The 24,539-nt window shown below is 44.9% G+C and carries 22 protein-coding genes; 13 read left to right on the top strand and 9 right to left on the bottom strand.

The features are described 5' to 3' along the window. The first annotated feature begins 48 nt into the window (after positions 1–48). Together A3EU_RS34420 and A3EU_RS0126135 are read left to right on the top strand one after the other, a co-directional pair. Positions 49–294, top strand: a complete 246-nt coding sequence (locus A3EU_RS34420) for a hypothetical protein (RefSeq protein WP_169433401.1) — start codon at positions 49–51, stop codon at positions 292–294. A 138-nt stretch (positions 295–432) separates the two neighbouring features. After that, a complete protein-coding gene (locus A3EU_RS0126135; protein ID WP_020539143.1) occupies positions 433–1,113 on the top strand; it encodes a Crp/Fnr family transcriptional regulator in 681 nt (226 codons plus the stop codon). A 161-nt stretch (positions 1,114–1,274) separates the two neighbouring features. Here A3EU_RS0126135 and A3EU_RS0126140 read toward each other — a convergent pair whose 3' ends face one another. Further along, positions 1,275–2,621 carry a methyltransferase RsmF C-terminal domain-like protein gene (locus A3EU_RS0126140; RefSeq protein ID WP_020539144.1) on the bottom strand — a complete coding sequence of 449 codons (1,347 nt, stop codon included), beginning with the start codon at positions 2,619–2,621 and terminating at the stop codon, positions 1,275–1,277. Positions 2,622–2,985: 364 nt separating this feature from the next. Here A3EU_RS0126140 and A3EU_RS0126150 point away from each other — a divergent pair, with 364 nt between their 5' ends. From A3EU_RS0126150 to msrB, 4 genes are all read left to right on the top strand, one after another. Next, complete coding sequence (locus A3EU_RS0126150) at positions 2,986–4,083, top strand: Mrp/NBP35 family ATP-binding protein (protein WP_020539146.1); 1,098 nt, start codon at positions 2,986–2,988, stop codon at positions 4,081–4,083. Positions 4,084–4,205: 122 nt separating this feature from the next. Continuing rightward, positions 4,206–4,460, top strand: coding sequence for a NifU family protein (locus A3EU_RS0126155; protein WP_020539147.1), 255 nt, complete (start codon positions 4,206–4,208; stop codon positions 4,458–4,460). Positions 4,461–4,512: 52 nt separating this feature from the next. Further along, positions 4,513–4,968, top strand: coding sequence for a hypothetical protein (locus A3EU_RS0126160; RefSeq protein ID WP_020539148.1), 456 nt, complete (start codon positions 4,513–4,515; stop codon positions 4,966–4,968). Between the two features lie 73 nt (positions 4,969–5,041). Further along, entirely contained in the window at positions 5,042–5,611 is a 570-nt protein-coding gene (msrB, locus tag A3EU_RS0126165; protein WP_020539149.1) for a peptide-methionine (R)-S-oxide reductase MsrB, read from the top strand. Positions 5,612–5,765: 154 nt separating this feature from the next. Here msrB and A3EU_RS0126170 read toward each other — a convergent pair whose 3' ends face one another. The 5 genes from A3EU_RS0126170 to A3EU_RS0126190 all read right to left on the bottom strand — a co-directional run bounded on the left by A3EU_RS0126170 (position 5,766) and on the right by A3EU_RS0126190 (position 10,534). Then, positions 5,766–6,878, bottom strand: a complete 1,113-nt coding sequence (locus A3EU_RS0126170; protein ID WP_020539150.1) for a hypothetical protein — start codon at positions 6,876–6,878, stop codon at positions 5,766–5,768. A 29-nt stretch (positions 6,879–6,907) separates the two neighbouring features. After that, entirely contained in the window at positions 6,908–7,726 is an 819-nt protein-coding gene (gene pyrF / locus A3EU_RS0126175; RefSeq protein WP_020539151.1) for an orotidine-5'-phosphate decarboxylase, read from the bottom strand. A 114-nt stretch (positions 7,727–7,840) separates the two neighbouring features. Next, the gene (locus A3EU_RS0126180) at positions 7,841–8,524 is read right to left on the bottom strand and encodes a hypothetical protein (protein WP_020539152.1); all 684 of its coding nucleotides are present in this window, start codon (positions 8,522–8,524) and stop codon (positions 7,841–7,843) included. Between the two features lie 178 nt (positions 8,525–8,702). Further along, positions 8,703–10,007 (bottom strand): DEAD/DEAH box helicase, encoded by a 1,305-nt coding sequence (locus tag A3EU_RS0126185; RefSeq protein ID WP_020539153.1) that lies wholly within the window; start codon positions 10,005–10,007, stop codon positions 8,703–8,705. Positions 10,008–10,237: 230 nt separating this feature from the next. Beyond that, positions 10,238–10,534, bottom strand: coding sequence for a GNAT family N-acetyltransferase (locus A3EU_RS0126190; protein WP_020539154.1), 297 nt, complete (start codon positions 10,532–10,534; stop codon positions 10,238–10,240). A 468-nt stretch (positions 10,535–11,002) separates the two neighbouring features. Here A3EU_RS0126190 and A3EU_RS0126200 point away from each other — a divergent pair, with 468 nt between their 5' ends. The 4 genes from A3EU_RS0126200 to A3EU_RS31955 all read left to right on the top strand — a co-directional run bounded on the left by A3EU_RS0126200 (position 11,003) and on the right by A3EU_RS31955 (position 17,159). Beyond that, on the top strand, positions 11,003–11,821 hold the full coding sequence (locus tag A3EU_RS0126200; protein WP_156825912.1) for a gluzincin family metallopeptidase: 819 nt from the start codon (positions 11,003–11,005) through the stop codon (positions 11,819–11,821). Positions 11,822–12,153: 332 nt separating this feature from the next. Beyond that, positions 12,154–13,731 (top strand): T9SS type A sorting domain-containing protein, encoded by a 1,578-nt coding sequence (locus tag A3EU_RS0126205; protein WP_020539156.1) that lies wholly within the window; start codon positions 12,154–12,156, stop codon positions 13,729–13,731. Positions 13,732–14,071: 340 nt separating this feature from the next. Next, positions 14,072–15,955 carry a CocE/NonD family hydrolase gene (locus A3EU_RS0126210; RefSeq protein WP_020539157.1) on the top strand — a complete coding sequence of 628 codons (1,884 nt, stop codon included), beginning with the start codon at positions 14,072–14,074 and terminating at the stop codon, positions 15,953–15,955. 292 nt (positions 15,956–16,247) lie between these two features. After that, entirely contained in the window at positions 16,248–17,159 is a 912-nt protein-coding gene (locus tag A3EU_RS31955) for an OmpA family protein (RefSeq protein WP_020539158.1), read from the top strand. A 72-nt stretch (positions 17,160–17,231) separates the two neighbouring features. Here the strand turns inward: A3EU_RS31955 and A3EU_RS0126220 are convergent, their stop codons facing one another. Beyond that, the gene (locus tag A3EU_RS0126220; RefSeq protein WP_020539159.1) at positions 17,232–18,038 is read right to left on the bottom strand and encodes an energy transducer TonB; all 807 of its coding nucleotides are present in this window, start codon (positions 18,036–18,038) and stop codon (positions 17,232–17,234) included. Between the two features lie 170 nt (positions 18,039–18,208). Continuing rightward, entirely contained in the window at positions 18,209–20,572 is a 2,364-nt protein-coding gene (locus A3EU_RS31960; RefSeq protein ID WP_020539160.1) for a fibronectin type III domain-containing protein, read from the bottom strand. 104 nt (positions 20,573–20,676) lie between these two features. Here A3EU_RS31960 and A3EU_RS0126230 point away from each other — a divergent pair, with 104 nt between their 5' ends. The 3 genes from A3EU_RS0126230 to A3EU_RS0126245 all read left to right on the top strand — a co-directional run bounded on the left by A3EU_RS0126230 (position 20,677) and on the right by A3EU_RS0126245 (position 23,461). Further along, a complete protein-coding gene (locus tag A3EU_RS0126230) occupies positions 20,677–21,078 on the top strand; it encodes an SRPBCC family protein (protein WP_020539161.1) in 402 nt (133 codons plus the stop codon). Positions 21,079–21,119: 41 nt separating this feature from the next. Further along, positions 21,120–22,142 (top strand): hypothetical protein, encoded by a 1,023-nt coding sequence (locus tag A3EU_RS0126235; RefSeq protein WP_020539162.1) that lies wholly within the window; start codon positions 21,120–21,122, stop codon positions 22,140–22,142. A 161-nt stretch (positions 22,143–22,303) separates the two neighbouring features. Next, positions 22,304–23,461: a DUF819 family protein gene (locus tag A3EU_RS0126245; protein WP_020539164.1), complete on the top strand. Its 1,158-nt coding sequence runs from the start codon at positions 22,304–22,306 to the stop codon at positions 23,459–23,461. Between the two features lie 625 nt (positions 23,462–24,086). Here the strand turns inward: A3EU_RS0126245 and A3EU_RS0126250 are convergent. Beyond that, complete coding sequence (locus tag A3EU_RS0126250) at positions 24,087–24,518, bottom strand: SRPBCC domain-containing protein (protein WP_020539165.1); 432 nt, start codon at positions 24,516–24,518, stop codon at positions 24,087–24,089. Positions 24,519–24,539 lie beyond the last annotated feature (21 nt).

Genomic DNA, 24,539 nt, shown 5'->3' on the forward strand with positions numbered 1-24,539 from the left:
TTGGTTCAAGTGGCGCTAATTTAAGGAATCTCTTCACTATTTCCACTAGTGCCTTCATTCTTCTTAATGGCTTGTTTTTGGGCCATGCCGGTAATGGCGTTGCGGTGCAAACACCATTACGGCACCAGGCTGTCTGTCGCTGCCGCTCCTGCCCATCCTTTGTCCTCGGTCCCTCCGGGCCCCGAGCTCCGGCCTATTGGCCTGCGCACTTTTACAGACGCAGACTTACTTTACGTAAGGGTGAAGAGTGGCTCCGGCACCATCATTATTACGGTGTTTATTAACCCCAAGTAAATAAAAGATGAAAAAAATGTTCCCTGGCGTAGGGGTTGGGCAAATCTTTGGTGTCTACTATTATAGAAGACGCAATAAAGGATGCTTTCCTGTGAATATCACAGAAGCCCGTTTGGAGGATTAAAAAACACTTTTACGATGAATCTTGAAGCAAAACTTACCTTTTTACAACAGTTTCCTCTCTTTGAAAGTCTTAGCGCCGCAGAACGTGAGCAGCTGAGCGAGATGATGGAATATAAAGTAAAACCTCGTTTCAGTTTTATCTATCAACCAGAGGAGGCTTCTGATCAGATTTTCTTTCTGGCTCGGGGTACAGTTAAAATCGGTACGCATTCCGTAGATGGCAAGGAAGTCATCAAGCACCTTATTCACCCAATGGCTATGTTTGGCGAACTAGGCTTGATCGGCGAGCAACACCGTGCCGAATTCGCCCAAGCACTCAAGGAAGATGTACACCTCTATGTACTCAAAGTAAGTGATTTACAGCGCCTCATGCGCACCAATTTTCAGCTGACCACCAAGATTATGAACTCTTTTGGTTCGCGCTTGGTTTCTGCCGAAAATCGTTTAGAGTCACTGATCTTCAAAGATGCACGTACCCGCATCATCGACTTTATTAAGGATGCTGTCAACAAACGTGGCCACCGTATTGGTTACGAAATGTTACTGCGCCATAGCCTCACTCACCAAGACATTGCAAACATTACCTGCACCAGCCGCCAGACGGTTACCTTGGTACTCAATGAACTTAAGAAATCGGATTTAATCTACTTTAACCGGGGCAAAATCCTGGTAAGAGATATGGCTAAGTTGTCGTAAATTACTGAACGCTTTCTCGATGCTTGTAAAAGCATATTTTAACCCCAAATTACAATTTGTAAATCCCGAGTCACGGCTACGCTGTGGATCGGGATTTTTTTTAATAACCAGCAATACCCAGATTTATATTGATCCACACCTCCACATCATACGTTCAATCCTTATCCCATCCTGATGCGCCACTGCTTGGGGTAGTAGTTGTTGTACCTGTTGCCCAAGCCTTTTACCCAGCCCAGGTTGAGGCCTTGGTGGCGAATGAGCACCCAGCCCTTCGGTAGGCCAGGGAGTGGGGGAGTAGCTTTGCGCAAAAACTCCAGTGCCGTGTTGCGGTCAACTTCGAGGTGAGGGAGATCGGCACGGCAGTTGAGCTGTAGGGCCCATTCTGGACTGGGGACAAGTTGCTTGCCTTTGGGTTCGCCAAGAATCGTACCGACTTCGAGGCGATTTAGATGCTGGGAAAGAATTTGTGCATCTTCCAGCAAATGATCGTTTAGTATTCGCCAGCTTCCTTTGCCAGAGGTGAAATAGTGGTAGTTGGCATCAGGCGCTATCCACGGTTTTGCAAGCTCCTCCAGTTTGCGGTCAACGGTTTGTAATTTACGGAAGGGAGTGGCTTTAAATTTTGCTTGTGCTTCGGTTTCGGGCTTTTGCAAGGCAGCCAAAAAGAATCCTTCTCCTCTAATGCGGTGAGGGTAGGCTTGGTAGCCGTAAGCACGTTTCTCCAAACCCCACTGAGCAGGGAAGTCCAGATCTTTATGCATTAAACCACTCTCGTTGGCTAGCCAGGCGGCGTTTTCGTCGTTTTCTTGTAGGTTGTAAGTGCAGGTGCTGTAGAGTAAAACACCCCCGGGGGCTACTAATTCCGCCGCCGTTTTGAGGATACGCCCCTGCCGTGCGGCACAGAGGTTTACATTTTCCGGCGACCACTCCTGCCGCGCGGCTTGGTCTTTTCGAAACAAGCCTTCTCCGGAGCAAGGGGCATCTACCAAAACGAGATCAAAGAAACCGGCCAGCTTTTTAAAGTCCTCTACATCGTGGTTGGCGGTAAAGGTGTTGGCATAACCCCACTTACTGAGGTTATAGCGCAGAATCTGATACCGACTCCGAATTACCTCATTGGCGAGCAACCAACTGCCCTCCGGCAAAAGAGAGGTCAGCAGCGTACTCTTGCCGCCGGGAGCCGCACACAGGTCCAATACCCGCAAGGGCCGATCACCAGTAAAGCATTGCCGAAACGCAGCACCTATCAGCATACTACTGGCTTCCTGAACATAGTAGGCGCCAGCATGAAACAAAGGGTCAAGCGTGAAGGAAGGGCGTTCGGCAAGGTAGCGCCCCTCTTGGTGCCAAGGGACTGCTTCTTCCTCAGGAAATTGGGCACCTTTTTTTAATGGATGGAGGTGCAGACTCACCGGAGTATCTGTTTCCAGACTGGCCGCAAAAATGGGATAGTCCTCCGCAAGGATATCTTGCATTTGAGCTTGAAAAGCAACAGGAAGCTGCGCCATAGTTTTTACTATACTAGACTTGTTCTGTTGGGATCATATCGGGGCCAAATTGCGCCTTATGTTACCTTCGGTGATCGTCCCTACGGTCCTCGGAGTTCCCACACTGTGTCTTTTTTGAGTCGCTTAGCTATGGCTAGGCTCCTCAAAAAAGACTTCGCGTGGTCGATAATGCATCAATTTTCCCACCACTCTGCCCCAGCAGAACAAGTCTATGGAATGAATGAGCCCAAATTTAGCCAACTTTTAGCGTTTTTTTCTGTTTTCAAGCATCATCATGGATATGATTATTGTCGCAGCGTCAAAGATCCTGACTTTGCTACCAATTAAAATTCCTTTTCTAATTATCAAGACTTAACTTTGCAGCATGAATATTGATAATAGTACTATTGTAGGCGCCCTCGCAAAAGTGAAGGACCCTCATACCGGGCAGGATTTAATCACTGCTAACAGGGTTCGCGATCTTGAAGTGGAAGGTAATGCTGTTCGTTTTACACTGGAACTTCCGAGTTTGAATAACGAATACAAGTCGCAACTGAATTTTGCTTGCCAAGAGGCTATCCTGCAGCATTATCCAGAGGCCAATGTACACGTACACATGATGGCGCGTACGGAAGAAGCTCAAGAAAGTACCAGCCCGCTGCCACATGTAAAGAACATCATTGCGGTGGCCAGTGGTAAAGGAGGCGTGGGCAAGTCTACCGTTGCCACCAACTTGGCGCTCGGACTGAAAGCACTGGGAGCGAGAGTAGGGCTTCTTGATGCCGACCTTTATGGTCCTTCTATCCCTACGATGATGGGACTGCAAGGGCAAAGACCCAAAATTCAAGATATTCATGGGCAGCCCAAAATTACGCCACTCGAAGCGCATGGCATCTTTACCATGTCAATTGGGTTTATTATCGAGCCAGAGCAAGCCGTGGTTTTACGAGGGCCTCGCCTGAGCGGTGTCATCAAGCAATTTATCAATGATACGGTATGGCCGCCACTGGATTACCTTATCGTAGACCTGCCTCCGGGAACAGGTGATATTCAGTTGACTTTGGTGCAAACGGTTCCTGTTACTGGAGCTGTAATGGTTACAACCCCACAAGAAGTCGCACTTGCCGATGCCGTAAAGGCTATGAATATGTTCTTCTTGCCAAACATTAATATCCCCGTCCTTGGTGTTGTAGAAAATATGTCGTGGTTTACGCCAGCAGAACTGCCGGACAATAAATACTATATTTTTGGAAAAGGAGGAGGCGCTTCTTTAGCCAAAGCAAGTAACTCGATGGTATTGGGGCAAGTACCCCTGGTTCAGGGAATACGGGAAGCTGGAGATGGCGGGCGGCCTGCTGTTTTAGACGAATCTTCATCGGCTACCAGAGAGGCTTTTCTCAAGGTGGCACAGAATGTAGTTCGCCAAGTAGCTTTACGCAATGAAATGGCTGATCCCACGCAAGTGGTAAAGATGCAGCAATAGAAAGTACTTAGCAACGCTTATCAACTTTAAATGCTTAACTTTGTTTCTATCAATAGAGGAACAGCATGAAACAAAATCGCCATTTGTTTTTTGCGCAATACTTAAGGCCTTAAACAAAAGCTATGTCGGTTACCGAAAAAGAAGCGATGATTGCGCAAGTAGACGCTGCCTTGGAAAGTGTCCGCCCTCACCTCGCTGCGGATGGTGGTAACGTGGAGGTCGTAGACATCACAGACGATAACATCGTAAAGGTAAAATGGCTGGGCAACTGCCAAAATTGTTCTATGTCGTACATGACCATGAAGGCCGGCCTTGAGCAAACAATCAAAGGTCGGATGCCCCACATCTCAGGTGTAGAAGCCATTAATGGTATATGATTTATTTAACAATGTGCTAACTTTACTGTTACAGTTGAACATATAGTACATTATGAATAATCAATCAAATTCAATTTTTAATAAAACGATAAGCCCCATTTACCAAGCAGCCTTTGCCTTGGGAGGTGTTGTCGTTATTTCTTTGCTGGCAAAGCTTGTCGGGGCAATCGGAATCACCGAGGTTCCGCAGCGTTTTCCGTGGATGGCGGCCGCCTCGTTTATGCTACTTTTTGCAGTATTTAATAGTGTTATCAGTGTTACTGCCAAAGAGCTGATGAAATACTGGGGAACCTCTATTTACTGTTTCCTGGGCTTAGCCGCTGCTGCTGGCGGAGTGGCCTACCTACTATCTTCTCTCACCATGAGTGAGGCAGGCTCCTATCGTTGGATTTATATTGTGGTAGCGATAGGGTATTTGGTATTCCTTAGCCTAATGGCCATGCTCCGTAAAATTGTAGAGTTCGCACAGCGCGAAGAATGGAACCAGCCGAGAATTCGTCGCAAATAGGACGTTAGCTCAGCATTCATTTGCCCTCAAGCAACATTGGTACACGGAAAGTGTTCAGGAAATAAAAATCATTATGATCAATCAATATCAGCTCCTACTCACATTGGTAATGTTCTTTTCGTTGACGTCTTGCAACCAGGCCCAACAATTGCAGCAGCAGCCTTCGAGTGATAAGGAAACGACCTCCACCACGACGGTTGCTAAAACGACACAAACAGCCGCAGACTTAACGTTTCCTAAGTCTATTGAAAAGATAGAGAAAAGTGCAGCAACCTGGCAGGAAGAGTTGAGCCCACAGGCTTTTCATGTGCTTCGTGAAGCGGGTACAGAGCGTGCTTTTACAGGCGAGTATTGGGACAATAAGGTTACGGGTGTTTATACTTGTGGCGCTTGTAGTTTACCGCTGTTTTCTTCGGCAACAAAATTTAAATCAGGAACAGGTTGGCCTAGCTTTTATGAGCCCATCGAGGCGAATTATGTTATAGAACATGTAGATCGCGCCTACGGCATGGTTCGTACGGAAGTTGTATGTGCTCGTTGTGATGGGCACCTCGGCCACGTTTTTGATGATGGCCCTGCACCTACCGGATTGCGTTATTGTATTAATAGCGTTTCATTAGGCTTTGTGCCGGAGGAGAAGTAAGGACTTACTTAACACAAAAAACAAAAGAGAGGAGTTGGTCTTTAGTAGACTAACTCCTCTGTACTTTCTAAATACCAAGTACTTTTTACCTAGTACCGGTGAGGCTTGGTGTCCAAATTGCTAAAACGCTCTAATATTCAAGCCTCGCCTCGCATTAATCAAACCCCACAGCTTGCTGCAATTCCTTGCTGATGTTTTGACGAATAGACAAACCGTTCAGCGGATCTTCCGGAAGGAGGAGCCAATTGTTTTTATGCTGGTCTGCTGCCGCCATAACGGAGAGGTAGGTATTGATGGTGAAAGCAGCATTTTCTTCGCTATAACTTACCGCATCAGGATACATTTTCTCTAATTGCGCTTTCATTAAGAGCACTTTTTCCTCCGCTGGTTCCTCTGCCTTCATTTTTATATCCATAATAACTTGTAGGCTGAAAGCAGTATATCGCTTACCCTCAGCGATAGCTTGCTGCTGGATATTACCCACTTTGTAACCTTGGAAAACAAGCATGGTTTCCTCGGTGTCAAAGGATTTGTAGGCTTGTAAAAACGGGGCAGTAGCTTTTTCCTGAGCGATAATTACAGCGGGAACTTGCTCGTAACTTTTCGCCTTGAGAAGTTGAAAATAGCGACCCGCTACTTGAGGCAAAGCCTGCTGATAGGGAAGCTGGTCCGACAAGGTGCGGTCGCCAAAAAAGGCTTGCCACACTGCTGGCGGAACAATTCCGTAAGCCCAATCAAGATTCGCGTCAGGGAAGTCGATCAACTGCCATTCAGAAGCTTCGGTAGCCTTTACGGCAATAAATTGATGATCGCGCTGAAGGAAGATGGTCTTTTCATTGAGCAATTTGACGTTATCTGACCCATAAGTTTTCGCAAACCCGGCAATGATATCTTTCATCATGACCTGGTCTTTGCTGATATTTTCCTGTTCTACACTGAGTTCCAGGTATTCGAGCGCGGTGAGGTGCAGGTAGTCTTGGCCGTTGTCCGTAATCATCTCCGAACTTTGAAGATCCCGGAAACTGGTAGTCCTCATCGCCATGTCTTCGTTGACTTTCGATTGCTGGGCATCTACCCACCGAGTAGCAGGCATTACCTGAAAAACGGTTGGATGTAGCTGATTTGTTGCTGCATCAAAAGACCGTTCAATTAATTGTTGCTGGTAGGCGGTTAGTTGCTCCTTAAGTCCGGCATCCATCTGTGCCCAGCTGGTGCTGAAAAAGAAGAGGCTTGCCAGAAGCATGGCGTAATTACGTGTAGTTTTCATATTGTTGTTGTGTTTGTTTTAAAAGCTGATTAAGGCAGGTAAGTGGCCAGCGCCGTTACCATTTGTTGTTGTAGTTCCTGGGCGGATTTGCGAGCTGCTGCTGCAAAGTCTTCCCCATTTCCGGCGTAAATGATCCCTCGCGAAGAATTGACGAGCAAGCCGCAATGATCATTCATGCCATGACGGGCAACAGCAGCCAAATCACCACCTTGGGCACCAATGCCAGGTACCAGGAAGAAACTATCGGGAGCCAGCTGCCGGAGTTCGCGAAACTTCTCAGGGTGTGTAGCACCACAAACGAACATCAGCTCGTCGGGATTTGCCCATTCCTGGGCTTTGGTCATCAGCTTAGCGTAAAGCGGTTGTTCGTTCTCTTGTGGGGTGAACTGGAAATCCTGGCTGCCCATGTTACTGGTCAGCGCAAGTAGGATGACCCATTTTTCAGGGAAATCGAGAAACGGCTTTACGGAGTCTTCTCCCATATAAGGAGCGACGGTCACCGCATCGGCATGAAGCGTTTCAAAGAAGGTTCGCGCATACATTTTGGAGGTGTTGCCAATATCGCCCCGTTTGGCATCGGCGATCTTGAGGTGATCGTCTCCAATGTATTCGAGGGTAGCGTGGAGCACTTCCCAGCCTTGTGGGCCCATTGCTTCATAAAAAGCAGTGTTTGGCTTGTAGGCTACGCACAAATCCCTGGTAGCATCGACAATCTGCTGATTAAAACGATAGACGGCAGAAGGGCCTTCACCCAAATGTTTAGGAAGTCGAGCAGGGTCGGGGTCGAGGCCTACACATAGGAAGGATTTCCGTTCTTTGATAAGCTGAAACAAGGCTTTGCGATCCATGATGTGTGAATTTGCTGCAAAGATAGAAACTTTGAAAAACAGGAAGCATTATTTGGCGCAAATCCAAAATTGTTACAAATGACCTTTAGTTGTGCCTTGCTTTGGCGCTTTTTATTAGTACAAACGAATACCTATGACGAGTCCGGCATAAAAGCCCCCAGGGTTGATGCCACTATCACGAATGTCTACTGCTTGATCAAGTTGCCAGCTGGTATCGGTATCGAGCCGGTATCCAGTGCGGAGGCCTACTATCATGAAGTTAGGTTTGTTAGGGCTGAATTTTATTGCACGATGAACATTTAAACCAATATCTACAGGGCTACCAAAGCGTGTCAATTTGGTATACTCAGTATCTATGGCAGACCCAATACTAGGAGCTTGATCTTGGCCAGAGAGTACCATCTGTTCTCCTTGTAGGAGTATTTGTATTTCTGGCCCTACAAACCATGTCCCTGAAGCGTTGAGAAGGTTGTAGCTGGTGCTCCACAAAAAGCCAGCGTGTTGGTACTTGGTTTCAGGGCCGTTGCCACCTGTGAAATTTTCGTTGATCCCTAAGGCAAAAGCAAAATGAGTTTTCCAAGCACCTTTGTGCTGTGTCCAACCACCAGTGATATCTACCATTTCTTCTTCCAAGGCGGGATAACCGAGTGCTTTGACTTGTTCATTAAACGCACTGAAATCTAATTGTTGGTAATGAGCACCAATAGTACCATATTCTATAGCGTCCCATTCTTGTGCTGTTAGCAAGCTGCTGCCAATAAATAATAAGCTAATACAAACGAGGAGGAATTGTTTCATAAGGTAAGGTTTACTATGCTTGTTCTATCCATAAGACATCTTGTTGGTATTCTTTGTTCAGGTAAAAGAAGCTTACGTCTTTGATGAAACACAACAGGGCAAGCACCGAAGTACTTGCCCTGTTTTAGTTTTTCAAAATGCTACACCCAGACCACTTAGTGACGGGTATAAGCTATCTCTAGCTATGCTGCCTTGAACTAGAAGACCTCCGGCGATTTCCGCCGCCTGAACGACTTCCACCAGATCGACCTCCTCCTGAATAGCCATTGCCCTGGCCACGGCGACGGTTGTTGTTGCCTCCGTTTCCGCGTGAGCGTTGGTTGTTGGAAGAAGGTGGACTTACTTCCGTACCATCGTCAACGTAAGGGTGATCCGTTACGACAGGCACATCCTGCTTGATCAGGCGTTGGATGTCGCGTAAGTACGCTCTTTCTTCCTGATCGCAAAAAGAGATGGCAATACCACTCGCCTGAGCTCGGCCAGTACGGCCGATGCGGTGCACGTAAGTTTCAGCGACGTTAGGCAAGTCAAAGTTAATGACAAAGGCGAGTTCATCTACATCAATACCGCGAGCGGCAATGTCTGTAGCTACGAGCACCTGCACCTTCCCTTGACGAAACTCTTTTAACGCTTTTTGGCGGGCCGTTTGCGATTTGTTACCGTGGATCGCAGCTGCTCCTATACCGTCTTTGATCAGGTCTTTAACAATGCGGTTGGCGCCGTGCTTGGTACGAGAGAAGACCAAAACGGAGTCCATTTTTTCTTCCTGAATAAGGTGGAGCAAAAGTTTGCGTTTCTGCTTTTTAGCAACGAAATACACTGCTTGCTCTACTTTTTCAGCAGTAGCCTGTTGGGGCTTGATGGTCACTCTTTCCGGACGGCCTAGAATCTTGCTGGATAAATCCAAAATGGCAGGAGGCATGGTCGCCGAGAAGAAAAGAGATTGCCGCTTTTCCGGCAGCTTGGCCACAATTTTCTTGATGTCATGGATGAAGCCCATGTCTAGCATGTGGTCTGCTTCATCCAATACAACGAATTCTACATCACGGAGGCTGATATAACCTTGGTTCATCAAATCCAGTAGCCGACCGGGGGTAGCTACCAAAATATCTACACCTTTCTGTAGGACTTCTACCTGCTTACCCTGCTTTACGCCACCAAAAATAACGGTGGTACGCAAGTCCGTAAACTTGGCGTAATCCCGAAAACTATCGTTGATCTGTATCGCAAGTTCCCGAGTAGGAGCTACGACGAGCGTTTTGATGACATAAGGGCCATCAAGTTGTGCTTCGCAAAGCTGTTGGATAATTGGAATAGCGAAAGCGGCGGTCTTACCAGTACCGGTTTGAGCACAGCCCAATAAATCCTTTCCTTCAAGTAAAATTGGAATAGACTGCTCCTGAATAGGAGTAGGCTTTGTGTACCCTTTTACTTCAAGAGCACGCAGGATGGGGTCAATAATCCCCAGAGAATTAAATGTCATTTATCGTTTAAATGGCTCAATACCTTTGCACTTAAGTCTTATCGGCTGGAGAAGTGGCCCGTTGAGAAGGGATGACAAACCGTAGGGAAAAGTATTGAAAGTTGGGCCGCATTTAGCTGGCCACGAACTTGTTTGTTAATGTAAATTTTCCCTGATACGCAATCTCACAAATTGTCAGAGAACCTTATAATGAACCGCAAAGGTAAGCATATAGTTGAGATATTTGGGTTTTAATTTCCATTCAGCACATCCCTAATACTCGGATCTTTATCAAAGACACTCTTTGCATAAGGGCAAAGCGGAATTATTTTCTTCCCTTGTCTGCGAATCATCGCCACAATGACGTCAAGCAAAAGCCGCCCAACTCCTTGGCCTTTCATAGATGCAGCAACGTCGGTATGGTCAATAATGATAAGGCTATCGCCAGCTTTGGAGTAGGTCATTTCGGCCAGCAACTCTCTACGCTCTTCGATAAACGCGCGGCCGCCGGTTTCTCCTTCTTCCATTTGAATGTTTAAGTCTTCCATGGTGATGTTTTGTGATTTCTCAAAGATGCACTTATTCAATTGAGATATGAAAAAGTCGTTCAGGAAAATGCTATACAAGGTGATATAGTCCTCCGAGTTAGAAATCACAAATCCTGCCTTGGAGGACTATAAGTTATTCTAGATTTTGAGGTGGGGGAGTGGGTAATTTAGTTTTTGAGGATTTGTTAGATGAAACCAAAACATTCGTATTTTGTCCACTCAGGGGGTACATTATACGAAATAGTAGGGGTGGTTATAGGGGGATTTAGTGCAATGCGCTATAAAAACGTTAGCGGCAAGAAAAAATTAAAATTACTATAATTTATATGTTATTGTCGATTGCTAGGAGAGATGATGAATACAAGGTAATATGAATTCTCTCAGTCGAGAATAAAAATGTTATTGTAATTTTCGAAACCAATATATGTTTGGTAATCATCTTTCAAATTTCCAATAAAAATCATGAATATGAAAAAAGTATTATTTCTCTTAATGCTGTTTTTTACATTGAATAATCACGTCATATATTCTCAGTCGAATATAATGGAAGATCATAATATGGTCAAAATTTATGAGAGTGAAATTGGTGTATACTATTCTCAAGTGAATGAGTTAGATAAAATAGTAAAATTAGATTCTTTCCTTACTACAAGGACTGATTCAATTTCAGATATTTTAAATCATCGAATTTCTGGAAAAGTGCAATTTGAATTTTATCCTACTCAAGCTTTGGCGGAATTTGTTTGTGGATGGGATACTACAAACACCCAAAGAGGTCTTCACAGAATAGGCTGTGCTCATTACATTAATAAAATACAACTTGTAGTTCCAGGAAGCTCTAAAACCTCTGACAATAACTACACTAATTGGGGAGGTGCTAATAAAGTTGTTTTACATGAGTATATACATAGTTTAACCTACAGTATAGTAGGAGAAGACAGAATCAATAAAATACCTTTTTTATTTACCGAGGGAATCGCATTGTATCTATCACAACAAATTTATTTAAATACTCTGTTTAGAGAAATAATTTATGATAAGATTGAAGAGAATCAAGTACCTAAATTTCAAAAACTAATTATAAATAAGAAATTTATTAAGACTTCTAATTCCTATCATTGGGCATTTCTATTTATCAATTATATTGTTGATGAATATGGTTGGGACACATTGTTGATGGTGCAGGAAGATTTTGAAAAGTATAATGAGATTATCGGTTTGAATGATAGTAAAATCAATGAAGGATGGTTTAATTATCTAGAATCTATAAAAGTTGAGCCCAAATAGCTTTAATAATCATTAGATATGAGAGAAATAATACATTTATTATGACAAAATAAGTTAATTTACTGTAACTAAAATTACGCTTTTTATCATGCGAAAAAAATAATTAGAGAGTAAGTGACTTTGATTTTGCGATGTGCACAGATTTTATGTGATTGAGTTATCCTCAAAGGAAAAATACCGCTAACAATGCGCCGCCGTCAACCCACTGATAGGAGAGCGTGGGCTTCGAGCGTCACATGTTCGTGAGGATAATTTCGTATCTTCGATCCGATCCGATGTGGAAATCGGCGGGCTGCGTTGGCGCTCCCGTTATGCCCAATAAAATATAAAAAATGATAAAAAATCTAGTGTTGGTTTTCCTGATTATATTAGCACCTATTTTGTTGTATTCACAATTAGTTTCTCAATGGCTAACTACAATTGAAAGGAGTTCTGGTAATTCTTATATAGAGCTTGATAGTAATGAAGACATTATATTTGTTGGAGGAAACAAAGTGGTGAAGTTTGATCCATTTGGAAATGAAATATGGAGAAAGGATTTGTCTGGTGAAGCATATTTGGGAACTAATGAGCTTCCATTTGATCATCTTGCAATTGATGAACTTGACAACATCTATGTCTTACACAATAGATGGAACGGGATTTACGGGGAGGATGAAGAAAGAACAGTTCTGGTAAGTAAATACTCCTCTAATGGCAATGAATTATGGACTAATGAATTTATTCAAGAAAGCGAAAATGTACTTAGTCAAGGAGCATCTGTTTCATTTTATAATGATAAGGTTTTTATTTGTGGTAGTTTAAGAGAAAGCGCTGTTATTATTGATGGATTTGTCCTGTGCTTATCTGCAATAACGGGAGAAGAAGAATGGCGGAAATCGTCTATTAATGATGGTTATATCTGTAAGGGTAAAAGAGTGAGAGTTGATTCAGAAGGTTATGTTTATAATGCTGGATATGGAGATGGTAATAATGTTTACTGTATAATAAAATATGACTCTGACGGCGAGTATATATGGAATGTTGAATATCAAATTGAAAGTGATTCTATCAGTATGTTGATGGATATGGCAATTTCCAATAATGATGAAATTATTTTAACTGGGCATAGCTTTAATACAGTGAGTTTTGATGATTTAGGTAATTTTTTATGGTATACAATGCCTCCATCAAATTTACCTGCAAACACTGCTTCAGATAGAGCTCATAAAATTTTTCCTCTTGAAGATGGAAGTTCAATAATTACGGGGTATCATACGGAAGTCTATGCTTCAAATTTTTTCGATTCTGACATTGATGCTTATACTATAAAAATCGATAACAGTGGAAATATTATCTGGTCTTATAGGCATGAACTTGGAGAAGATAATACACAATTTAGTTATTCAATAGATCAGGACGTAGATGGGGATATAATTATAGTAGGAACAGAATTAATTGGCCTAAACACATACAAGTTTTTAATAAATAAATATAGTAATGAGAATGGAAGTCTTCTCTGGAGTTTCCTTGATACAGAAACTGAATCAGTGGGTCTACAACCATCTATACAAATATCATCAAATTCAGAGGTCTATGTAACGGGAAAGATATGGGAAGAAAATGAACCACAGTTTATTGTGAAAAAATATACTACCTCGTTGACTTCTACAGATCAATTATTTCATTCACCTCAAACCGTTGTAGTTTACCCAAACCCTAGTGTCAATAATACCTTTCGAGTTTATTTACCTGGTGTAACAACCACATTTGATATTGATATAATAGATTCAAGAGGAAAGAATATTTATCATAAAAGGAATTATTCAAATGGAGAACCGATAGAATTAATAGATGTTCCTAGTGGTATGTATTATATTACGATAATATCAGAAGATAACGTTACTACAAAAAATATAATTATTGATTGAAACTAGGCATACACAACGGTCTCGTGGCAAGCGTCCTTCGTCGCACGGCGCGTAGCCAGATCGTTAGACAAAAAAACCTTAAAAACCACCTCATAAAGCAAACCACCAATCCCCCTAATACACAACCTCTAGAACCTGAAAAATTACGATACCATAGCTTAGGGGAAATCTCACCCATTAGCTAATCCCCCCAATTCACTGCATTGCCGAAAATTTTTGCTCGAAAATTTTTACCTTCCCAAGGTTCAATACCGTTCAAGGAAAAGGAGCCGCTGCTTGGCTATGCCGGGTAGGCAGGTTCGTTTTTCAAGACTCAAAACCATACCAAACCAAAACGCTCATGAGTAAAGTTATTTCAAAATTATTGGTCTTTTTAATACTGTGTAGTACTGGCACCAGCCTTGCTGCTCAGGAATCAAGTGCTTATCAAAAACTGGCGGAGATTGCGGAAATCGAGCAAAAGGTAATGATGCCTATGCGCGATGGCATCCGCCTGGCTACCGACATTTACCGCCCCAAAGGCAGTGCGAAAGTACCCGTTATCTTTTCGCGGACACCTTACAATTTCAACCCTTACGGTGATGGCGAAGAACGTACGCGCACTTACGACAGGGCCTATGAAGCTGTGTCGCGAGGCTACGCCTATGTGGTGCAAAACGAACGTGGCCGCTATTTTTCAGAAGGGAAATGGGATATCCTAGGCGTGCCGCTCACCGATGGATACGATGCTTTTAGCTGGATGAAAGACCAGGAATGGTGCAACGGAAAGATTGGCACTTATGGCTGTTCTTCTACCGCAGAGTGGCAAATGGCTGTAGCTGCACTGGATCACCCTTCGCACGCTGCAATGGTGCCCATGGGCTATGGTGCGGGTGTAGGCCGCGTAGGTGATATCTACGAACAAGGCAATTGGTACCGGGGCGGAGCGCAGCAAATGCTCTTCACGGCCTGGTTGTATTCCGTACAGCACGACCCTATGGCGCCACGCTTGCCGGAGGGGATTTCTTCGGAAGATCTGCGCCGTTTGCAGCGCTTTTACGATATGTCGCCGGAATATCCCCGCGTTGATTGGAAAGAAGGGCTGGCACACCTACCCGTATCCGAAATCATTGAAAACCAGCAAGGCCCACAGGGTATTTACGAAGATATGATCAAGCGTAAGCCCAATGATCCTGCGTGGTATGCTGGTGGACTTTACAATGATGATATGGTATTGGCCGTTCCGAGTTTTTGGTTCTGTAGTTGGTACGATGTATCCATTACGCCCAACCTGGCTTTGTTTAACCACGCCAGAGAGAATGCGACACCAGATGTACGCGATCATCAATACTTGTTTATTGCACCCACGCTGCACTGCCGCTATACCCGCGCAACCGAGAATACCATCGTCGGAGAACGCTCGGTAGGTGATGCCCGCTACGATTATGATGGCCTGATCTACGGATGGTTTGATTACTGGCTGAAAGGCGAAGAGAATAATATTCTGGAAGAAACACCCCGTGTGACTTACTACACTATGGGCAGTAATAAATGGCAAACGGCCAAACAATGGCCACCTGAAGCCTCGAAGCTGGAAACTTACTACCTGGATAGCGAAGGTGGAGCAAACAGCCTTTACGGCAATGGTAAGCTGACAACGACCATGCCTAAAACGGATCGTCCTGACAGCTTTACCTACGATCCTCATAACCCTATTATGTCTTATGGTGGTAATGTTTGTTGTACGGGCAATGCTGTAGAAGGTGGATCTTTTGATCAACAGCAAATGGAAACCCGCAACGATATTTTGGTGTACAGTACGCCACCCCTTGAAGAAGGTGTGGAGCTAACGGGGTCTGTCGAGTGTACTTTGTACATCAGCTCCGACGCCAAAGACACCGATTTCACCTTGAAGCTCATTGATGTTTACCCAGATGGCAGTGCCTATAACCTGGATGAGACGATACAAAGAGTACGTTACCGCGAAGGTTACGACAAGGAGGTGTTTATGAAAGAAGGGGAGGTGTACAAAGTAGATCTTACAGCACTTTCGACAAGTAATTACTTTGCCAAAGGGCATCAAATCAGAATAGAGGTCTCTAGCAGTAATTTCCCTCGCTTTGAGCGTAATTTAAACACAGGTGGTAATAATTATGATGAGGCAAAAGGCGTTGTAGCTCATAACAAGGTACACCACTCTGCGAAATATCCTTCGCAGGTGCGCTTGCCGCTGGTTCGGAAGTAAGTTCTTAGCTAGATACTCGGCATAGGCCGAAGTTGGTAAAGAGATTTTAGGTAGATGGTAGAGGGATGTTGAAAACCATGGGGTAGAAAGACTCTTAATGTTTAACTTGTTTTCCTTATACCATCTACCATAGGTACGCGAAGCGAACCGTGTCCCTTTACTGATTATTGATGTAAACTCGCCAATAATAATTAGGCAAATCGCACATTTTTTAGTGACACCTTGTTCTAATTGTAGTCTCAATGTATTATATTTTAAATTACTCTTACACACCCAAAAATTCAAAGTTCCTATGAAATTTATGAAAAGCTTGTTGGTGATCTTTGCCGTATTACCATTGTTGATTTCCTGCGTAAGCAAAAAGCAGTATGATGCCCTACAGGCAGAACTGGACGCTGCCGCAAAGATGGAAGAGCAATGTGCTGTTGATATTAGCCGGTTGAGCAACCAGTTTAATACCTGTGAACAGGAAAGAGTGCGCCTTACTGCTTTGTTGGAAGGCCGTTCTGCCCAAATTCAGCAATTGCAAGACTATGTCAAAGACATCCAGGCGCAACGTGATCTTACGGCAGCGCAGTTGAGTAACCTAACCGTATTGTCACAGTCTGCCAATAACAACGTTTCTGAAACACTGTCTCAGTTGGATGGCAAAGACAAGTATATCCGTATGCTTCAATTGGCAAAAACAAAAGCAGATTCGATCAACCTGGCACTGGCGGTTAACCTTAAAGGAGTGCTGGCCAAAGGTATTGAAGACGAGGATGTGGAAATCAATGTTGACAAAACAGTGGTGTTCATCAACTTGTCAGATAAAATGCTCTACGAAAGTGGCAGCTACAATATTACCGCACGAGCAACAGAGGTACTCGGCAAAATTGCCCAAATCGTACAGTCTCGCCCTGATATGGAAATCATGGTGGAAGGCTACACCGATAATGTGCCGATTAGCAGTGCTTGTGTAAAAGATAATTGGGACTTGAGTGTTCTTCGTGCGACTTCTGTAGCGCGTGCATTACAGTTGCAGCATGGTGTAGACCCTAATCGCCTGATTGCTGCTGGTCGTGGCCAGTACAACGCCCTCGCAAGTAATGATACTGCTGCCGGTCGTTCTACCAATCGCCGTACGCGGATTATCATCCTGCCTAAGCTGAATCAATTCTATGATCTATTGAATCCTGAATTGGCTGCGCAGAAGATTGATTAGCAATATGATATTTGAGGAGTAAATCAGCCGCTTGTTTTCTTAGGAAAGCAAGCGGCTGATCTGTTTATACACTTAATGAAGGTTGAAACCCACAGGGAAGAGGTAATAAGAATTGACCGCTTTCCCATCCTGCTTTGCAGGCTCCCATTTTTTTCCTCTTGTTCCTAGTCGTATTGTATTCAGCGCAGCCTCGTCGCATCCGTAGCCGATACCATTGATAAGGTGGATATCATTTACGACTCCTTGGGCATCAATTAGAACACCGATAGTGACTGTCCCTGTAATCCCNTTCTCACGTGCTATTGGAGGGTAATTTAATTGTTTGAATACTGGGCGAATGAGTTGCATCCGGCTGCAGTCTTTTGTTTCCATATCTACACATTCAGACAGCTGTGCCGGTTGGTCTGGATAATGAAAAATGACGTCTTTCGCAGGAATGCTGTAACTGCCCTCCTTGAATATTTTCCACTGCCCTCCTGTTTTTACCAACGCTCCTTCCAATGAAAGATGGTCAATTTTTTCAAATTGAACAGGAAGTAATAGCTCTCCTTTGCCATTTGCTAAACCAAATAAATCCCCTTTTCGGATAGGTATACTACTGGCACTATTGATCCTTATTTCGTCATATTCGCTAGGTAAAACAATCCTCCCGCTGGTATTGACAGCTCCGTAATGATCCCCCGTTTTCGTAATCGAAATACCATATTTAAAAGTGCTAACACTATCGTAGAGAATGTCTTGGTGCCTGGTATTGTAAATATCTTTCAGGTAATATTTGCCCGTTTTTCGATCTTGCTTAAACTCCTGAGCTGTTACAAAAAATGGGAGGACACTCAGGAAGATTATCAGGGGAAGAAGGTAAAAAATGGATTTCATCATAGTTAAGAGCTTATTGGGGAGTTTACGAACTGATTTTAGCTAGACTGATGACCACCAGCTCCTCAGGATTTACTAATCCTTAATGTTGGTGTACCAAGTACTTTGTACCCAATACCGTGAGGCTTGGAGGGCCGCTTGCTGACAATAAGAAATTTATAAGAAAGCCTCACCTACTCCACCACAAACCGCCCACTTCCCACAAGTACTCCGGCTTGCTTTACGCTAAAGAAATAAATTCCTGCACGAAGGTTGGTTCGCTCCAATAAGAGCTGGTTGTCCTCTTGGGTAAAACGAACGGGAACCTTTTGGCCAATATCATTGGTCACGTAAAGTTCAATGGTGTCTGCATTTGTATCTGGCAACAGTATTCGGCAAGTATTCGACCAAGGGTTAGGCGCTACCTGTAATACTTCCGCAGGGGGAGATACAGAAGAATTGCCAGTGACATATTCTGAGCAAGCACCAGTACTGTTACCTAACCGCAAAAACAGATCATCGAAATAGCTGTCATTGTCAGTACCTGCGTTGCGGGTGCCGGTCAGCACAAACTCGATGAGTCTGGTTTGTGCAGGTAGGTTGTGAAATTCATCCACCAGCGTCCAGTTGCTATTCAAATTTGCAAATTCTGGGGTAGAATCAAGCACCGCCCCGGCATCATTCAAAAAACGCAAGTAAAGAGCGGGGCGGTCGCTACCGGAAAAATTAGCGAGATAGCCGCCGAAATTAGCCTGCCAGTTGCCGGTGTCAATAGAATCCGCAAAAGCAACAACATTGACTTCCTGGCTACTCCGAGCAAATGGGCTTTCTTCGCAAAGACCACCTACTGCAAAGTAATAGGTGCCGCTATGTGGAGCAATTCCATTACATTCTCCCGAGGTAAGTGCTTCAACGATCCCCTCATTGGTATCCCAGTATTGCAGGCTGCTTTCTGCGCCAGGGTTGAGTAAAATATTATCAGAAAAAGAAGAACCGCCAGTAGTGAAAGGCACAACGCTTGACCACTCACTCCAGTTGAGCTCCCGGTCGCGGTAACGTACGCGCCAGCAGTAATTGGTGTTGGGGGTGAGTCCGGTGATACGCTCGTCGGTAAGGTCGTCGCCGGCCTGGGTATCTTCGTAGAAGTAGAGGTTTTGGTAGCTTTTCCAGCGTTCAGCAACAGGTGCTGTGAGGTCTTCGCAATTGGTGAAAACTTGCCAGTGACTCTGCCCGTGGGTAGCCTCGGGTGTGCCGGAAGCGAATTCACCTGCCTTCAGTACAACACACTCCGGAGAAACAAGGTCAAAATTGGGGAAGATGGCCGTTGGTTGACTTACCGCCCGGTTGGCTTTACGTACGGTCAGGCTATCGACGAGTACATTGTCCAAAAAGTTGGCCTCGTTGCCTCTGCTAATCCTTTTGAGCGTGAATTGTGGCTCCTCACCAGCGGTAACATCCACGGTTACAAAACCCCATTCATCACGGGAAACCGTAAATTCATCATAGTCCGCCTGCGGGTAGTCTCCCCAATGGTCAATGGCTCCGCCCGCAGTGGCTACGTTTACCCAAAGGTGCTTGTGATCCCGCGATTGGCCGCGCGAATACCCGTGTGTATGCCCAAAAAAATGGATGCTCGGCTTGCCACAATCGGTGCTGAAATCCTCCAGGCGCTGGATCACCTCGCCCGTAAAGTTGGACTCTCCGGGTAGCCATAATTCCGAAAGGTGAGGGTGGTGGAGTTGCGCGAAGACAAAATCAATGTCCTCATTTTCACAACTCATCGCCAGTACATTTGTCAGCCAGTTGAGCTGTTCCTCAGTGGTGTAAGGCCCATTAGAGTCGAGCCCAATGATGCGCAGGTTTCCATAGTCATGGTACCACCAATGCTCTTCCGACCCTGCGCTGCCGTTCTCGGGCAAGTTGAAATATTGGAAGAAATAGTCCGAATCGTTCTCGTGATTCCCCGGCACGGGATAAACCGGGATACGACTAAAAAGAGGCTGTGCCGGCGTGAAAAAGTGGTCTCTCCACTGACTGTACACATTACCATTTTCTACTAAATCCCCTGGGATCATCACCAGCGCTAATTCTTCCGTCAAGGTATCACTGAAATGATCATTTAGGTAGGGAATCACGCCGTCCTGAACAACTTCCCGATATTTATCAGGCTGGTTGCCGTCGCGTTGCATATCGCTCATGGCCAGTAGCCTGAACGACTCATTGTCACTAGCAAAAGGTGGCGTTTTGAAACTAAAAACTTCAGATACGGCACTTCCCGTTATTACACGGTAATAATAGGTGGTAAACCGTTCCAAACTCGTTAATTGCACGTCGTGCATACGCGTATCATTACTGGTAGAGGTAGTGTTGCCAGTGGTTGTATTTCCTAAGGCTGTGGTTAAACCCCACTCCACGGTGCTTTCTTCTCCCTCGTCGGTCTCCCAAAGCACGTGAATACTGCTAGGCGTTGCTTTTTGAAGATAGGGAAAAACTTGTATGGTTTGTGCCATGAGCAAATGGCAAATACTTGTAAAACCAAGAAGTAGCAGTAGTCGCATAGGTCGTTATTTGTCTTTAAGGGAAATTGCACTTTTTTTCTACACAATACGAAGTCCTAAAATTACAGAAAAAGCGTATCTTGAAAAGAGCCAAATTACCAATCATGCCAAGTATCCACCACCTACTTACCATCAACGCCCCTGCTGAGCGTGTATTTGAAGCCATTACCACCCCCGAAGGATTATGTTCCTGGTGGACCACCAAAGCTGCCGGAGAACCATCATTAGATGCAGAATACCAGTTTTTCTTCAGCAAAGATTACGACTGGCGCGCGAAAGTCGTAGAGGTCACGCCTCCTTCACAAATAAGCTGGCAAATGACGGATGCCGATAGTGATTGGGCACCCACTCAACTCCACTTTCAATTAACAGAAGGAGAAGACGGAATGACTACGGTACGTTTCGCACATACCAGCTGGGAAAAAATCAACGATCATTTTCGCCGCACCAGCTTCTGCTGGGCTACATATTTAGAGGCGCTACGTAAGGTCGTGGAGAAGGGGTAGGGCTTTGCCTGTGATCTGTGCAGTTTTATAAAGACAGTTATATGAATTTAAGTAAGGGGGCTTTGGCCTTTGTACTATTTCTGCTAATTAACGCATGTACAAGCGACGATGATAGAATCTTAGTAGGATTAGAGGGTATAGAAAAGAGCCAAAGAACAGGAGAATATTATCATTTTGATGATGACAGAATTTTTCTTTTAAGCCAAGATTCTATTGAAGTTATTCCTTTGAGGCAGGGGTGCATTCTATCACCGGCGGGAGCAAGGAAGTTTGAGTTGTATGAAGAAGACGACAGTCGCTATGCAATAGTTGATGGGGATACGATCAACGCAGATTTTGATCACTTAAGAGGTAGTCTTTTTAGCCATCGCTTTGATGTTGTTGAATATCGATGCTTATCCGCCGTAGATATTGTTCTGGATGCAGAATACTTTGAAATAATAGAAATGATTGAAGGAAATACATTCGATTTCTCAATAGATGATTTCAACTACAGCGTTTCCTTTTATGAAGAGGAAGTTTGTATTATAAATCGAGAAACAGAAAAGGATAAATTTATCAATAGAGGTCTATGGTTTGTTAGGCAATTAGGAAATAGCTTTTTTCTGATCATCGATGGCCCGGAAAAGATTTTGAAGTTTCAGCTTTCAGGCTTTTCTAGCAAAAGTATCAAGGCATATAGCTTCAATAATGAGAAAAGGGAAGAAATTACCTTTAGTAAATCTACAGGTATTTACGCAGTAGCTGAAAGTGGGGTATGGACTTCTAACAGAATGGAAGAGGGAACAGAGGACTGGATACCCCCCGCGATAGTGAATTCTACTTCAGGGGTGTGGCTCTCTCAAAACGATAAATTTATAGTGCATGATTCTTTTAGAATATCTAATAGCTATCTGTTTACCTCTGCTCATATAGACTGGAATATTAACGCTATTGTTGTTGACTACAATGTAGTTTTTGATTTTGATATTGACTTTCTAGACAGGAGAAAACTCAAGCTATATCCTACAGATGAAAATGGAAAAGTAGATAAACTATTCTCCAAAGTCTACTACTTAGAATAGTTGGCATTCCCCGCGAGTGAAACGAGCACAACCGTGAGTGTTAACGCCCCCCCCCCGCGATTCCGACTTTTAGTCGGAAGAACACCGCCGTGAGCGTTAGCGAACACTTTCCCAACATAAGCGCTATCTTACCTCCTTTCTTCCATCCATATTCACCTTTCATGCAAGCTCCCCTCGCTATTCTCGCCGTCTTAGCCTTAAATATCGTCATTAGCGAATGGCTCAACCGGCATACAGTACTGCGCTATTTAGGCACCACGCTATTGGTTATCTTACTCACGGCAGTGGTGGCCAACCTGGGTATCATTCCCTCGGCTACGCAGGGCTCCGAATTGTACGACGGCATCTTTCACTACGTAGCGCCCATCTCTATTTTCTTCCTTTTATTGGGCGTCAATCTTGGCGAACTCAAGAAAGCTGGGCTACCCATGCTGTTGATGTTTGTCATCGGTTCCCTATGCACTGCTATCGGAGCAGTTTTTGCCGTTTGGCTAGTGGGCGGCGGCAGTGCTTTGGGCGAAAGTTACCGTGCTTTGGCAGGCATGATGACCGGCACTTATACTGGCGGCAGTGTCAATTTCAACGCCATCGCCATTGAATACAACATGATGGAAGAAGGCAACCTCTATGCTGGCACCGTTGCCGTCGATAATATCCTCACGGCTATTTGGATGATCGCTACGCTCCTCATTCCCAAGTTACTCCAGGGTTGGTGGCCACGCAATCAACTTTCTGGCCAGCAGGAACTTACCGCCGAAGAAATAACGGCCATTCAAAGCGAGGACGAAAATATAGACCCCATGCAGTTGGGCCTGTTACTCGCATTAGGCGCGGGTACACTCTGGGCATCCGAAGCATTGACCGACCTACTGGCAAGCCATGGCGTGGCCATACCTTCTATCCTGATTCTCACGACAATTGCTTTGGTTTTAGCGCAAATTCCTGCCATCCAAAAGATCAGCGGAGCAAAGCTCTTGGGGCTGTTTTTCGTCTACCTCTTTCTGGCGGTCATTGGTGCTTTTTGCGAACTAGCGGCCCTCGGCGAGATCGGCGAAATGGCCCTGACAATCACCATCTTTACAACGACCATTGTCTTGGTTCACGGCCTGCTCATTTTTCTATTTGGCGGTTTACTCAAGCAAGACTGGGACCTGGTGTCCATCGCCAGTCAGGCCAATGTTGGTGGAGCTTCCTCTGCTATGGCCCTGGCCAAAAGCCTAAATCGCACCGACCTTATTCTCCCTTCTATCCTGGTGGGCACCCTCGGCTCTGGGCTGGGCACTTATATTGGCTTCTTCGTGGCAGAGGTGGTGCTTTAGCGTATGTTCAGAGCTGTTATTGGGGCCATGCCTTCGTACCTTGGCACCGGGCTGTCTGGTCGCTATCACTCCCGTCCATCCCATTGTCCTTGGTTGCTCCGCACCCCGAGCTCCGGCCTATAGGCCTGCGCACCAATACGATTCTTACGAATCTATCAGTGTCTGGCCCAACCTCTGCAAGCAAACGAGTCAGAAAAAAGATATTATCACGGCCCACGGCCCTCCGATGTCCTCCGCTCGGGCGGAAGTGGCCCACAGGGTCGGAGAGTTGATTGGTTCTGAATGCGCTTAAGTTCGTGCCCAATTAAAGGGATCTACGTGTCCTCCTTTGGAGGAGGTGCCCGAAGGGCGGAGGAGGGTTGCCCTTGCGACTAGGGCAACCCTCCCTCGATCCTGTGGATCGGTCCCTTCAGCGGGACACATTTGTTCCTGCTAGTTGCATGAATACCATTGGTTAACGGAGGTGGCATTACGTTAATCTGGCTTTTGGAGGACGTTCTTTGGTAAAAGGCATAGAACCAATCAACTCTGCACAGGGTCGGAGGTGGGGCTTCGCAACTTGAGGCCAGTTCGTAGAATCAAGGAACTTCATAGAAATCTCATTCAATAGGGTAAGCTCTAACTTTCATGCTTCTGCCCGCGCCTTCAGGGCCTCATTCATCGCCAAGAACCCCACCTTGGTATTCTCCCTGATCATTTTGAGAATAATGCCGGAAAGGATGCCGCTAAACTGCTCACCGTGGATGAACTTTGTCTGTCCTTCTCCCAAGTCTTCCAGCAAGAAATAATGCTCGCCATCAAAAAGGCCAGGAAAAAAGAGATGGCCAAGCCAGCGAAATTCCCGTTCTGGTTGGTTCACCTTCACTACAGGAGTGAAGTTCATTGCTTTCTGGCCAGGAGCTTGGATCGTTGCCCTGATGGTATTACCAATAGCAAGCTCGCCTTGGAGCTTTTGGATAAATGGATTCCACTGAGGGTAAGCTTCCTGGTCCATTAAAATGGCCCAAACGGTAGCAATAGGGGCGTCGATAACAATAGAGGTGGTGATGGTTTTCATTATTTTTGATTTTGTTAGCAC

It is taken from the genome of Lewinella cohaerens DSM 23179, assembly GCF_000379805.1.
Classification (GTDB): domain Bacteria; phylum Bacteroidota; class Bacteroidia; order Chitinophagales; family Saprospiraceae; genus Lewinella; species Lewinella cohaerens.

Bases quoted from the DNA above. Each gene is read 5' to 3' on its own strand.
- A3EU_RS0126135 (WP_020539143.1), top strand. From the start codon at position 433: ATGAATCTTGAAGCAAAACTTACCTTTTTACAACAGTTTCCTCTCTTT.
- A3EU_RS0126140 (WP_020539144.1), bottom strand. From the start codon at position 2,621: ATGGCGCAGCTTCCTGTTGCTTTTCAAGCTCAAATGCAAGATATCCTT.
- A3EU_RS0126150 (WP_020539146.1), top strand. From the start codon at position 2,986: ATGAATATTGATAATAGTACTATTGTAGGCGCCCTCGCAAAAGTGAAG.
- A3EU_RS0126155 (WP_020539147.1), top strand. From the start codon at position 4,206: ATGTCGGTTACCGAAAAAGAAGCGATGATTGCGCAAGTAGACGCTGCC.
- A3EU_RS0126160 (WP_020539148.1), top strand. From the start codon at position 4,513: ATGAATAATCAATCAAATTCAATTTTTAATAAAACGATAAGCCCCATT.
- msrB (WP_020539149.1), top strand. From the start codon at position 5,042: ATGATCAATCAATATCAGCTCCTACTCACATTGGTAATGTTCTTTTCG.
- A3EU_RS0126170 (WP_020539150.1), bottom strand. From the start codon at position 6,878: ATGAAAACTACACGTAATTACGCCATGCTTCTGGCAAGCCTCTTCTTT.
- pyrF (WP_020539151.1), bottom strand. From the start codon at position 7,726: ATGGATCGCAAAGCCTTGTTTCAGCTTATCAAAGAACGGAAATCCTTC.
- A3EU_RS0126180 (WP_020539152.1), bottom strand. From the start codon at position 8,524: ATGAAACAATTCCTCCTCGTTTGTATTAGCTTATTATTTATTGGCAGC.
- A3EU_RS0126185 (WP_020539153.1), bottom strand. From the start codon at position 10,007: ATGACATTTAATTCTCTGGGGATTATTGACCCCATCCTGCGTGCTCTT.
- A3EU_RS0126190 (WP_020539154.1), bottom strand. From the start codon at position 10,534: ATGGAAGACTTAAACATTCAAATGGAAGAAGGAGAAACCGGCGGCCGC.
- A3EU_RS0126200 (WP_156825912.1), top strand. From the start codon at position 11,003: ATGAAAAAAGTATTATTTCTCTTAATGCTGTTTTTTACATTGAATAAT.
- A3EU_RS0126205 (WP_020539156.1), top strand. From the start codon at position 12,154: ATGATAAAAAATCTAGTGTTGGTTTTCCTGATTATATTAGCACCTATT.
- A3EU_RS0126210 (WP_020539157.1), top strand. From the start codon at position 14,072: ATGAGTAAAGTTATTTCAAAATTATTGGTCTTTTTAATACTGTGTAGT.
- A3EU_RS31955 (WP_020539158.1), top strand. From the start codon at position 16,248: ATGAAATTTATGAAAAGCTTGTTGGTGATCTTTGCCGTATTACCATTG.
- A3EU_RS31960 (WP_020539160.1), bottom strand. From the start codon at position 20,572: ATGCGACTACTGCTACTTCTTGGTTTTACAAGTATTTGCCATTTGCTC.
- A3EU_RS0126230 (WP_020539161.1), top strand. From the start codon at position 20,677: ATGCCAAGTATCCACCACCTACTTACCATCAACGCCCCTGCTGAGCGT.
- A3EU_RS0126235 (WP_020539162.1), top strand. From the start codon at position 21,120: ATGAATTTAAGTAAGGGGGCTTTGGCCTTTGTACTATTTCTGCTAATT.
- A3EU_RS0126245 (WP_020539164.1), top strand. From the start codon at position 22,304: ATGCAAGCTCCCCTCGCTATTCTCGCCGTCTTAGCCTTAAATATCGTC.
- A3EU_RS0126250 (WP_020539165.1), bottom strand. From the start codon at position 24,518: ATGAAAACCATCACCACCTCTATTGTTATCGACGCCCCTATTGCTACC.